Origin of the sequence: Sulfuritortus calidifontis, from assembly GCF_003967275.1 — a bacterium.
In the GTDB taxonomy this organism is placed as follows: domain Bacteria; phylum Pseudomonadota; class Gammaproteobacteria; order Burkholderiales; family Thiobacillaceae; genus Sulfuritortus; species Sulfuritortus calidifontis.
On sequence record NZ_AP018721.1, the window covers coordinates 64,287 to 76,647 of the forward strand.

At 64.4% G+C, this 12,361-nt stretch carries 9 protein-coding genes and 2 tRNA genes; 6 read left to right on the forward strand and 5 right to left on the reverse strand.

What is annotated here, in order from left to right; all coding sequences use genetic code 11:
* Window positions 1-156: 156 nt before the first annotated feature.
* From EL388_RS00380 to EL388_RS00390, 3 genes are all read left to right on the forward strand, one after another.
* On the forward strand, window positions 157-3,459 hold the full coding sequence (locus EL388_RS00380) for a FecR family protein (RefSeq protein ID WP_165919200.1): 3,303 nt from the start codon (window positions 157-159) through the stop codon (window positions 3,457-3,459).
* A gap of 124 nt (window positions 3,460-3,583) precedes the next feature.
* Window positions 3,584-4,381 carry a FecR family protein gene (locus EL388_RS00385; protein WP_165919201.1) on the forward strand — a complete coding sequence of 266 codons (798 nt, stop codon included), beginning with the start codon at window positions 3,584-3,586 and terminating at the stop codon, window positions 4,379-4,381.
* Window positions 4,382-4,621: 240 nt separating this feature from the next.
* Window positions 4,622-6,001, forward strand: a complete 1,380-nt coding sequence (locus EL388_RS00390; protein WP_126458000.1) for a surface lipoprotein assembly modifier — start codon at window positions 4,622-4,624, stop codon at window positions 5,999-6,001.
* A 412-nt stretch (window positions 6,002-6,413) separates the two neighbouring features.
* Here EL388_RS00390 and EL388_RS00395 read toward each other — a convergent pair.
* From EL388_RS00395 to EL388_RS00415, 5 genes are all read right to left on the reverse strand, one after another.
* Window positions 6,414-6,489 (reverse strand) — tRNA-Glu (locus tag EL388_RS00395).
* 39 nt (window positions 6,490-6,528) lie between these two features.
* A tRNA-Ala gene (locus tag EL388_RS00400) sits at window positions 6,529-6,604 on the reverse strand.
* A 194-nt stretch (window positions 6,605-6,798) separates the two neighbouring features.
* Window positions 6,799-9,930, reverse strand: coding sequence for an efflux RND transporter permease subunit (locus tag EL388_RS00405; protein WP_126458003.1), 3,132 nt, complete (start codon window positions 9,928-9,930; stop codon window positions 6,799-6,801).
* The gene (locus EL388_RS00410; protein ID WP_338057673.1) at window positions 9,927-10,637 is read right to left on the reverse strand and encodes a copper-binding protein; all 711 of its coding nucleotides are present in this window, start codon (window positions 10,635-10,637) and stop codon (window positions 9,927-9,929) included. Before EL388_RS00410 ends, EL388_RS00405 begins: the two co-directional genes overlap by 4 nt.
* Before the next feature lie 84 nt (window positions 10,638-10,721).
* Entirely contained in the window at window positions 10,722-11,144 is a 423-nt protein-coding gene (locus EL388_RS00415) for a helix-turn-helix domain-containing protein (RefSeq protein ID WP_126458009.1), read from the reverse strand.
* A 158-nt stretch (window positions 11,145-11,302) separates the two neighbouring features.
* On the opposite strand from EL388_RS00415, the gene EL388_RS00420 reads away from it, so the two are divergent.
* From EL388_RS00420 to EL388_RS00430, 3 genes are all read left to right on the forward strand, one after another.
* A complete protein-coding gene (locus EL388_RS00420) occupies window positions 11,303-11,530 on the forward strand; it encodes a hypothetical protein (protein WP_126458011.1) in 228 nt (75 codons plus the stop codon).
* Entirely contained in the window at window positions 11,527-11,793 is a 267-nt protein-coding gene (locus EL388_RS00425) for a hypothetical protein (protein ID WP_126458014.1), read from the forward strand. Before EL388_RS00420 ends, EL388_RS00425 begins: the two co-directional genes overlap by 4 nt.
* A 219-nt stretch (window positions 11,794-12,012) precedes the next feature.
* The gene (locus EL388_RS00430; protein WP_126458018.1) at window positions 12,013-12,267 is read left to right on the forward strand and encodes a hypothetical protein; all 255 of its coding nucleotides are present in this window, start codon (window positions 12,013-12,015) and stop codon (window positions 12,265-12,267) included.
* The last annotated feature ends 94 nt before the right edge of the window (window positions 12,268-12,361 follow it).

Consider the following 12,361-nt stretch of genomic DNA (forward strand, 5'->3'; position numbering starts at 1 on the left):
ATGACCATGGGACCGAATAAGTCCTTGTTTCCTTGGGGAGACAATGGCCCGATACGGCCAAGCGCGATCTTTCGCCTTGCGGTGTCGAAATACGTAGATATAGTTAAGGGAAAATACCTACAAAGGGTGGGGGTGTATTGGCCTGAAGGGGGCCCTATGAAGCACACGCTTATTTGGCGGTATTGGTTCGGCATCGGCTTGCTCATGTTTGCGGTCTTGGCGCAGGCGACTGTCAGCCAGATCCACACCCTAAGCGGGACGGTTTCCATCGCTTATGCCGGCCAGGCCGCACGGGCGGCACAAAAGGGCGACCGGCTCGAGGTCGGCACCCAGGTCGCCACCGGCGAAAAGAGCTTCGCCATGCTCCGCTTCGCGGACGGCCAGGTCGTCGCCCTCAAGTCCAACAGCGAATTCCGGGTCGACGAATACCGGTTCAATCCCAAGGTCGACAAAGACAACAAGATCGGCTTCACCGCCAGCAAGGGCGGCCTGCGCGCCATCACCGGCCTGATCGGCAAGAAGAACCCGGACGGCTTCAAGCTCGACACCCCCACCGCCACCATCGGCATCCGCGGCACCACTTTCGACATCTTCATTGACGGCGGCACCTTCATCCGGGTGACCGACGGCAAGATCGCCATCGTCAACCCGGCCGGGCTCTTGCAACTGGCCGCCGGCCAGATCGCGGCCATCGCCTCGCGCCAGACGCCGCCGGCGCCGACCACCGAGGGCGCCTTGCCCCCGGGCGCCAAGGCGGGCTTCCAGGAATTGGAGAACATCATCATCAACAACCTGCCACCGACGGGGGCGGGGGGCGGTGACGGTGAGATTGAAATCGAGATCGCGCCCCCGCCGCCTCCGCCGCCCCCGCCGAAGCCGGTGCCGCCCGTAATACCACCGCCGCCGCCGCCGCCCGACCGGGCCAGCTTGGACGTCTTCTTCTTGGCTGCGGGCTATGATTCCAGCGACTCCATGACGCCGCTATACCAGGCGATGCAGGGTAGCAACATCCTCGACCTCCTGGCCCGCGCCAACGATATCCTACCCGACGGCAGTGGCAACATCCGCTGGGGCGTCGGCCGCTATTTCGACGACCCCTACGATGGTGTTCCCAGCGACGCCTATCAGTTGCAGCAGGCCATGACCCCCAGCCGGCCGTCGGGCCAGGCGGCGATTGAGGCTTGGTCGGACGATTCGCCATATTACGGTTCTGGCGGCAACTTCTATGCTATTCAGCAGGTCGCCGAGAGCGGTGCCGTCGCCCCTCGCGCGGACGGCACCGGCCAGAACACCGGCTGGCGTACTGGCGTCAACGCCTACAAGACCCTGCTGGTCTTCGGAGATACTCCATCCTTGCAGTCGAGCGTTTCCGAAAAAGACCTGGGTGATATCCTCAAACGCGAGGGCATCAGCGCGTCTTTCATCGATGCCTATGATATGGATGGCAGATATGAGGGTAACCATGACCCCAATGCTTGGCGTTCCGCTGACTATAGCCAGGCCGCCGGCGCGGCCCAGGAACTGGCCGACCTCACCGGTGGCGTCTATATTCGGCTGCCGGGGGAGTACTCATCCGAAGCGTTGACGAATGAACTGTTCCGGGCCATCGCGAACCCCCTGCTCGCCAAGGCCCAGCCCTATAGCGGCGGCTATATGAACAGCCTCAACATGGACGAGGCGCCCTGGCGGACCCGCACGGCGCGGTCAGTGTTGGCGGCAGCCCAGACAGGCGCAGCCAACAAGATCGACTTCGTCCTGACCTATCCCTTCCAGGAGGGCGTGGAATTCACCCTCGACACGGCTATGGGCACGACGGTGACCGATCGGACCTACAAACAAGCGGGTAGCGCAGCATTGAGCAACGTGGACCTCTGGGGCGCTTCTCTCGAAGAAGACTCTTTCGCGCAGTGGTCGTCCAATAAAGACTTCTACCGCTTCCTATTGGAGGGCTCTACCTGTAGCGAATGTTCTGGCGTGGTCGAAGGCTATTTTGGCAACAAGCTCGCCACTCGGCCAAGCGCCAGCAGTGGGGTGACGGTGTTCGACCTGTTCAGCAGCGCGCACGACAACAATGGCGACCGACACGGCGCCAGTGCCACGCCATCGGGCGACTTGATGGTGAACTGGGCGACCGGAAAGGTCTTCGCGCTGGATAAGTCGCCGTTGTTTGCCGACGAACCTGAGCAGAACTTCGGTTTCTTCATCGGCGCGGTCAACCCCGACAGCAAGAAGATCGAAGGCCGGTACTACGGCTTTGAGCTTTGTAATGACTGTGAAGTTTCAACAGTACGTCCTGAACTCGACGACGCCCGGCGCGGCAATACCAATATGCAGCTCTATGGCACGGGCAGCACCCCGGCCGGCTTCGGCGGCACCTTCGGCGCCTACTGGTACAACGGCGACAGTTACGCCTATACGAACATGATGTTGACCGGCCTGGTGAGCACCCCCAGCCAGAGCTATGAGTTCACCCCCAGCGTGGCTGACGGTAGCAACGTCTTCAAGGGCTTCGCCGCCGCTTATGTCCGTCAAGAAAAATATGTTGATTATGAAGTAGAGGTCACGGTAATCCCCGCCCTCTCCGGCGGCACGACGGGTAGCCCGGACGACGTGGTCATTACACTCGACCACTCGGGCGACACCTTGACCGGTACTTTGACCGCCTCGGTGACCACCCGCGAACTCGAAGACGGTGGGACATGGACAGGCACAGAACATACCCTCGACGCTACCAGTGCCGAATTCGATTCGGCCTATGTCTCGCCCAAGGCCTTCGGTGTGATCGGCACCAGCAACGGTGAGGAGAGTGGGCTGGTGACGGCTACCAAGCAGACCGATACCTTGACTTGGCCCAGCGAGCCGAGCGAAGTGGAAGGACCGCTACCGACGAACCACGAATTCCAGTACCTGAGCTGGGGCCGCTGGGGCAGCGCCGAGGTACCGATCGACGACGGCAAACAAAGCATTGAGCCGGAGTCGCTTTGGGTGGCCGGTCCGCTGACGCCGGTGGAAACGCTCACTGCCTTGAGCAATGACGCTGGTGAGTACGGCTATGGCAAGAGCGGCACCTATCGGGGCGAGGTGCGTGGCTATCGCGTCGATGCATCAGGTCTAGCCGCACCGGTGACGGGCACTACGAATCTGACCGCGAATTTTCGCGCCACTAGCAATCAGCTGAGCGGTAGTCTCAATAATCTCAAGGCCGGTGGCGTTACCTGGATCGAAACGGCAAATCTGGTCAATGTGGGCTGGACGCCAGGCACGAATGCCATCACTGGCAATTTGGCCAACCCTGCTGAAGGGGTTACCGGCACCATCAACGGCGCATTCTTCGGCCTGAATGCCCGTGAACTGGGCGGCAACTGGGCTATCCAGAAAGACGATGGCAGCAAGGGCGCCGGCATCCATCGCAGTATTCAACAGACGCTGACTTCGAACCCGGACCCGGGGCTTCATTGACCAATATCAATGGCATGGCGAGTCGAGCGCCATGCCATTTTTGTCGGAACAGAACATCGCTTAGCCGGACCCGATACAATCGCAGCTGCTGATGCCGGACAAAACTATCGGTTGGGAGCCCAGGATGAAACACGCGCGCATCTGGAACCTGGTGCTTGGCGCCTCTCTGTTGCTGTTCGCCGCGCTGGCCCAGGCCGCCGTCAGCCAGATCCATGCCCTGGGCGGCGCGGTTTCCATCACCTACCCCGGCCAGCCGGCGCGCCCGGCGCAACAGGGCGACAAGCTGGTGGACGGCACGGCCATCGCCACTGGCGAGAAAAGCTTTGCCCTGCTGCGCTTCGCCGACGGCCAGCTCGTCGCGCTCAAATCCAACAGCGAGTTCAAGATCGAGCAATACCGCTACCCGCCCAGGAATGGGGAGAACAGCGTCATCGCCCTGTCCGCCAGCAAGGGCGGCCTGCGCGCCATCACCGGCCTGATCGGCAAGAAGAACCCGGACGGCTTCAAGCTGGAAACCCCCGCCGCCACCATCGGCATTCGCGGCACCGGCTTCGATGTCATCCTCGGCAGCACTTATGTGCGGGTGAACGAGGGCCGGGTCGGCATCAGCAACCCGGCCGGCGTGCTGCAAGTCGGTGCGGGCCAGTTCGCGGCCGTCGCCTCGGCGCAGACGGCGCCGGCACCGACCATGCTGGGCGCGCTGCCGGCCGCGGTGCGGGCCGGCTTCCAGGAGATCGAGCAGATTCCGCTGCCGGCGCTGCCGGGGGCGGGCGGCCTGGCACCGCTGCCGCTGCCGCAACTTCTGCCGCCACCGCCGCCGCCCCCAGCGCCACCACCGCCGCCACCGCCGCCACCGCCGCCGGCACCCAAGGCGCCGCCACCGCCGCCGCAGAAGGGGCCAGTGGACGGGACAGAAGACTAGCGTATGGTTTACGATGACATGGCCTAAGGAAGCTCTGAAAAAGCCCAATATCGTCGTTCCCGCGCAGGCGGGAACCCAGAAAATCAACGAACTGGATGCCCGCCTTTATGCCCTTCAGGGTATGCGCGGGCATGACGACTTAATCAGACTCTTCCTAACTGGCCATGTCGTTTTATGAGTCACAGCAAGAACCAAGGGGAAATCATGAATTGCCGACAGCCGTCGTTCGCGATTTTGTTCATGGCGGCATCCTGCTTCGCAGGACAGGCCATGGGGCAGGAGAAGGCCAAGACCGACCCGCCGGCCGAGCGCAGCTTCGAGACCACGCCGACCGTCGAACAGGTGCAGCAGGCGGTGCTGGACGAGGCCGCCGCCGCGGTGGACGACTACCGCAAGCTGGCCGCCCAGCTTCTCGCCCTGGGCCTGCACCAGGAGGCCTATGACCTCTTGGCCGAGAACCTGAAAAAGAATCCGAACGACGTCGAGACCCCCTTCCTCATGGGCGTGGCGCTGACCGAGCTGGACCGGCCGGACGAGGCGATTCCCATCTTCGAACAGTTGCTCAGGGAAAACCCCAACCTGCCGCGCGTGCGCCTGGAGCTGGCGCGGGCCTACAACGCCAATGCCCAGTTCGAAAAGGCACGGGCCGAATTCCGCGCGGTGAAGGCGCTTAACCCGCCGGCCGCGGTGGGCGAGAACATCGACAAGTATCTGGCTGCCATGGATGCCCAGCGCTTCTGGAGCGCCCGGGTATCCCTCGGCTTCGTCCACGACGACAACGTCAACGCCGGCCCGTCCAGTTCTTCGATTCTGGCCTTCGGCGTGCCCTTCACCCTGAATAACGCCTCGTTGCCGCGCCATGACAGCGGCTGGAACGTCTCGGCCTCGATCAACCATGTCTATCCACGCTCACGGCGCTTTGCCTGGCAGACCACGGCGGCCTACTCTCGAACCGACTACACCAACGTCTCCGATTTTGACTCGGACAACATCTCCGTCTCCACCGGCCCGACCTGGAAGCTGCCCAAATATGTGGTCTCGGCACCCGTGGTCTTGGACCACATGCGCCTGGGCGGCGACCGCTACAGCACGGCCTGGGGCCTGGCGCCGCAGGTGCAGTATCCGCTGAACGAGCGCATGCTGCTGGAGGGCGGCGCCACCGTGCAGACCCGCGAGTACTTCAACACGGCCACGGCGACCACGCGCAGCGACCGCAACGGCGGCGTCTACGCGGCCAATGCCGGGCTGCGCTACAGCTTGGACGAGACCAGCTTCATCCAGGCCGGCTATCGCCTCACCCGCGAGGACACCCGCCAGGCCTATCTCGATTTCACCGGCCACAGCGTGTTCGCCACCTACTTCAAGGGCCTGCCCCACGGCCTGACCCTGGTGGTGCAGCCCTCGATTGCGCGTAACGCCTACGATGAGAAGGAGGCGGCCTTTCCCGAGGCCACGCGCAAGGATGTGATCTATACCGTCAACATCAATCTGGCCAAGGAGCTGGACAAAAAAGGCCTCAGCCTGGCCCTGGGCTACACCTACACCAAGTCCGATTCGAACCTCGCGCTCTACAGCTATGACCGCAATCAGGTGACCTTGCAGTTGGTGGGGGTGTTCTGATTTAAATAAGAAGCGCCGCCCAGAAAAGGAAAAGCCACCTTCGCGGTGGCTTTTTTGTATTTGCACCGGGATTGCCCGGTTTCGCATGGCCTCTGCGAAACCTCGTCCTCCGCTGCGCTGCGGACCCGCCTGCGGCGGTCCTTCGCAAGCGGTGCTTGCACCGCGAACCCGACGGGGTTCTCGTCAGCCCGGGGCGATGCCACAAATGAAAACGCCACCGCGCCGTTCTGTCTTGTCGGGGATTGCTCGGTTTCGCATTGCCTCTGCGAAACCTCGTCCTCCGCTGCGCTGCGGACCCGCCTGCGGCGGTCCTTCGCAAGCGGTGCTTGCTCAGCGAACCCGGCGGGGTTCTCGTCAGCCCATGGCGATCCCACAAAAGAAAACGCCACCGCGAGGGTGGCGTTTTCTTTTGTGGCGTCCCCACGGGGATTCGAACCCCGGTTACCGCCGTGAAAGGGCGATGTCCTAGGCCTCTAGACGATGGGGACTTAACTTTTCAGGCCGCTAGGAACAACCTGATTTGTCCTTGGTGGAGGTAAGCGGGATCGAACCGCTGACCTCTTGCATGCCATGCAAGCGCTCTCCCAGCTGAGCTATACCCCCAAACGAAGCCCGCGATATTAGCGATGCCGTTCGGGTTTGTAAAGCCCTTATGTGCGTTTTGGGTGGGAGGCAAGACCGCAAATCCCCCTCCCAGCCTCCCCCATAAATGGGGGAGGGGTCTGACGCTGGGGCGGGTTTGAGCCCCTCCCGGCCTCCCCTTTATGCCCTTTAGGGTGGGCTTGCGGGGGAGGGGATTATTTACCCAGGCCGCGGCCGACCCAGAGCAGGTAGGCGACCGGGATGACGAACATGGACAGCAGGGGGGCGGTGACCATGCCGCCGACCATGGGCGCGGCGATGCGCTGCATCACCTCGCTGCCGGCGCCGCTGCCGAGCATGATCGGCAGCAGGCCGGCCATGATCACCGCCACGGTCATCGCCTTGGGCCGCACCCGCAGCACGGCGCCGGCCATGATGGCCTCGATCAGGTCGGCCCGGCTGTTGAGCCGGCCTGCCGCCCGCCGCTGGGCCACGGCGTGGTCGAGGTAGATCAGCATGACCACGCCGAATTCGGCCGCGACCCCGGCCAGGGCGATGAAGCCGACGGCCACGGCCACCGACATGTTGAAGCCGAGCAGGTACAAGAGCCAGTAGCCGCCGATCAGGGCGAAGGGCAGGCTGGCCATGATCAAGAGCGGCTGCCAGAGGTTGCGGAAGGTGAGGTAGAGCAGGACGAAGATGATCACCAGGGTGAGCGGCACCACCAGCAACAGCCGCGCCTCGGCACGTTCCAGGTATTCGAACTGGCCGGACCAGGCGATGGAATAGCCGGGCGGCAGCTTGACCTGTTCGGCCACGGCCTGCTGGGCGCGGCGGACATAGCTGCCGAGATCGGTGTCCTTGAGGTCGACATAGACCCAGCCGTTGGGCCGCGCGTTTTCGCTTTTCAGCATGGGCGGGCCGTCGGCGATCTCCAGCCGTGCGATGGCCGAAAGCGGCACGTTGGCGCCCATGGCGGTGACGATGGGTAGCTGCCCCAGTTTTTCCAGGCTGTCGCGAAGCTCGCGCGGGAAGCGGATCTGCACCGGGTAGCGCTCCAGTCCTTCGACCGTCTCGGTCACGCGCTCGCCGCCGATGGCCATGGCGATCAGGTCCTGCACGTCGGTAATGTTGAGGCCGTAGCGGGCGGCCGCCTCGCGGTCGATCAAGACGTTGAGATAGCGGCCGGCGGAGACCCGCTCGGAGAAGGCGCTGGCGGTGCCCGGCAGCCGCTTGAGCACGGTCTCGACCTCGGTGCCGATGCGCTCGATCACCTTCAGGTCCGGCCCGGCGATCTTCACCCCGACTGGGCTCTTGATGCCGGTGGCCAGCATGTCCAGCCGGGTGCGGATGGGCTGGGTCCAGTAATTGGCGAAGCTGGGAATCTGCACCCGGCTATTCAACTCCGCGATGATCTTGTCCAGGGTCATGCCCGGCCGCCACTCGGACGGGTCCTTCAACTGGATGGTGGTCTCGATCATGGTCATCGGCGCCGGGTCGGTTGCGCTCTCGGCGCTGCCGACCTTGCCGAACACGCTTTTCACCTCGGGCACGGTCTTCATCATCCGGTCCGACAACTGCAGGATCTCCGCCGCCTTGGCCGGCGCCAGGCCGGGCAGGGAGGTCGGCATGTAGAGCAGGTCGCCCTCGTCCAGCGGCGGGATGAACTCGGCGCCGATGCGCAGGTAGGGGTAAGCGGTGAGCAGCAGCAGCCCCGCCGCGATGGCCAGCAGCGCCTTCGGCGCCGCAAGGGCGCGGGCGATCAGCGGCCGGTAGCCGTGGATCAGCCAGCGGTTGAGCGGGTTGGCCTCTTCCGGCCGAATGCGGCCGCGGATGAACCAGCCCATCAGCACCGGCACCAGGGTCACCGCCAGGCCGGCGGCGGCGGCCATGGCATAGGTCTTGGTGTAGGCCAGCGGTGCGAACAGCCGGCCTTCCTGCGCCTCCAGGGTGAACACCGGCAGGAAGCTGACGGTGATGATGAGCAGGCTGAAGAACAGGGCGGGGCCGACTTCGGCGGCGGCGCGGCCGGCCAGCTCGAAATACTCCGCCGAGCTCGGTTCCTGTCCGGGCCGTTCCTGGCGCCAGGCCTCCAGGTGCTTGTGCGCGTTCTCGATCATGACGATGGCGGCGTCGACCATGGCGCCGATGGCGATGGCGATGCCGCCGAGCGACATGATGTTGGCGTTGATGCCCTGGCTGCGCATGACGATGAAGGCGATGAGCACCCCCAGCGGCAGCGAGACGATGGCGACGAAGGACGAGCGCAGGTGAAAGAGGAAGGCCAGGCAGACCAGGGCGACCACGATGAATTCCTCGACCAGCTTGTGCGACAGGGTCTTAACCGAGCGTTCGATCAGCGCCGAGCGGTCGTAGACCGGCACGATCTCCACGCCCTCGGGCAGGCCTTTTTTCAGGGTCTCCAGCTTGGCCTTCACCGACTCGATGGTGGTCATGGCGTTGGCGCCGTAGCGCATGACGATGACGCCGCCGACCACCTCGCCCTGGCCGTCGAGTTCGGCCACGCCGCGGCGCATCTCGGGTCCGAGCTGGATGCGGGCGACGTCGCGCAGGAACACCGGGGTGCCGGCCTCGCCCAGCTTGACCGGGATCTTCTCGAAGTCGGCGACCGATTGCAGATAGCCGCTGGCGCGCACCATGTATTCCGCCTCGGCCAGCTCGACGATGGAGCCGCCGGTCTCGCGGTTGGCCTGCTGCACCGCGCTCATTACCTGGCCGAGCGGGATGCCGAGGGCGCGCAGACGGTCGGGGTCGATCAGGATTTGATACTGCTTGACCATGCCGCCGATGGTGGCCACCTCGGAAACGTTGGGCAGGGCCTGCAGCTCGTACTTGAGGAACCAATCCTGGATCGAGCGCAGTTGCGCCAGGTCGTGCTTGCCGCTCTTGTCGACCAGGGCGTATTCGTAGATCCAGCCGACCCCGGTGGCGTCCGGCCCGATCGCCGGCCGCACGCCCTCGGGCAGGCGCTGCGCCGCGGTGTTCAGGTATTCCAGCACCCGCGAGCGCGCCCAGTAGAGGTCGGTCTTGTCGTCGAACAGGATGTAGACGTAGGAGTCGCCGAACAGGGAATAGCCGCGCACGGCCTTGGCCCCCGGCACCGAGAGCATGGTGGTGGTGAGCGGATAGGTCACCTGGTCCTCGACCACCTGCGGCGCCTGGCCGGGATAGGAGGCGCGGACGATGACCTGCACGTCGGACAGATCGGGCAGGGCATCGAGCGGCGTTTTCAGCACCGCGACCACGCCGGCCGCGCTGGCGATCAGGGTGGCGAGCAGAACCAGAAAGCGGTTGGCGATGGACCAGTGGATGAGCCGGGCGATCATTTGCCGCCTCCTTTAGCCGGGCGGATGGCGACCACGACGAAGCCCTCGCCCTCGCGCACCAGGTCGAAGTCGACGCGCTGGCCGGGCTTGAGGCCCTGCAATATTTTCGCGTCGCGCACCGCGAAGCCCATGGTCATGGCCGGCCACTTCAGCGCGGGGATGGGCTCGTGGGTCATCTCCAACTCGCCGGTCTTGGCATCGACCTGCTCGATCCGCCCGCGGCCGGTGTAGACCTCGGCGCCTTTCGCCTGCGGCTCGGCTGCATTCGCCTGCGGCGCGCCTAGCCGGGCCAGCGCGCCCCTGAGGTTGGCCTCGGACTCGATCAGGAACTGGCCGGAGGTCACCACCTGCTCGCCGCCCGATAGCCCGGCCAGGATGGCGGTCTTGCCTTCGCTTTCCATGCCGGTCTTGACCGCGACCGGGGCGTAGCGGCCTTCGCCCTGCGCCACCAGGACCAGGGCGCGCTGTCCGGTCTGGATCACCGCCTCGGTCGGCACCAGCACCGCTTCTTCGCCCTTGCCGCCGAACACGGTGACGTTGGCGTACATGCCCGGCTTGAGCCGGAGGCCGGGGTTGTCCAGCACGATGCGCAGGCTGTGGGTGCGGGTCTGCGGATTGACCGCGGTAGGGATGAAAAGATTTGATGCGACAAGGTTGATGAGACAAAAGGTCGCGGGAATCGGCGGGAAGAAGCGGGAAATTGCGATAAATCAATGCGTTAGCCACGTTATCCACAGATCGGGCGGCGTGCTCGTATTGCGTGCGACGAAAAACGCACGATGAATGGTGTATCAGGCGGATTTTTTGAGGCGCTCGACCTCGGCGCGGAGGTCGGCTAGCGCCCGGCGCAGCTCGGCCGCCTCTGCCGCCGAGCGAGCGCGCGCGAAAACATCATCGAGGAAGGCAGCGGCCTCCTGGTCTGGCATATCGGCCAGCAGGAGGCCTATTTTTTCGAGGCGGCGGGCGTAGGGGACGGCGGAAAAGTCTTGTTCTGGCGCGGGTTTACGCGCTTTCTGGCCGCGCCCGGTGGCCAGCCAGTCCAACGAGACGCCAGCAGCGTCGGCGATGCGGGCGAGCTTGTCGTAGACAGGCTTTTTACCGTCCAGGTAAGAGCGGATGGTCGCCTCAGGCAACCCAACCTTACGCGCGAATGCAGAGACTGTCTCGTCTCCGATGCACTCGCGCAGGCGCTTGGCTAGTGTGTCCGATTCCATGTTCCCATGCCTCACGAATCGGACGCGCGAATCGGACATCGGACGCGCGAATCGGACGTGAATCGGACACGAATCGGACAAAGAAAAACTTCGCAACAAGTTGTTGACATCGTATCCTCTTGCGTTATACTCTCGCCATGCGTTACGAGGATAGCATCATGAAACGAGAGCGTGAACTTGGTGACGCCACAACGGTGCGTGGCAAGCTGGCGCTGGCCGGGTACCGGTCGGTGGCGGAGTGGGCCATCAAGCATGGCATCAAGCCGGTGACGGCGCGGCGGGTGATCTACGACTGGGCGCAGCGCGCCGACCGCGAGCCGCACGGCGGCATCGCGCGGCAGGTGATGAAGATGCTGCGCGAGACGCTTGAAGGGGGGGCGCGATGAGCGAGCGGCAGTGGCGGATTGGGTGGGAGGACGGCTACGACGCCATGTGCAAGAAGCTCGACGGATTCAGCTACATGGTGCCCGGCATCGACAAGTCTGACGACTACCTGGAGGGATTTTGCTGCGGCATGGAGTATGCCTTCTGGTGGCATGAAGGATGGGACGATGGATGCGACGGGCAGCGCGTGCGGCGCTGCGTGCCGGAAGCCTTCGTTGATGCGTACTGGCACGGCTATCGAAGCGCCAGGAATGGGAGATCGTGATGGAAGTGTGGCTCACCCCGCAGCAGATTGCCGAGATGCGGCTGGCTGGCATGCCGACGACGGATCGCCGCGTGCGCACATGGGCCGAAAAAAATTTAGCCAAGAGTCGCAACAGGTTGCGAGGCAAAGGCATCGAAATCCTGCTGGACAGCCTGCCGGTGGAGGCTCAGCGGGATTACTACGCGCGGTTTGCGGCGCGGATGACAGAGGAGAACACCCATGAAAGTCAACCCCATGAAGCCCGTCTCGCGGGTGATGTGCGGGCCGGTGCTGGTGGCGTCGATCGTGCGCACGGGCAACGGCCGGCCTGGATCGCCGGTGCGGTGGATGCCGTACTGGTCGCAGATCGCGGAGCGGCTGGGGGCGCCGGTGCCGCCGCCGAGGTTTTCGAGCCGTCACGAGGCGGAGGCCGTGGCGATGCTGTGGGCGAATGCGCGCCTAGCGCACGCGGCGCGCGTGGAGCGGGAGCGGTGACGGCTCCCGCTACGCCAAATGTAGCTGTTGCTACGCCAGATGTAGCGCCTTCTGTCGTTCTGCCCGCCCCCGGCGGTGAGCCCATCCCGGCGGG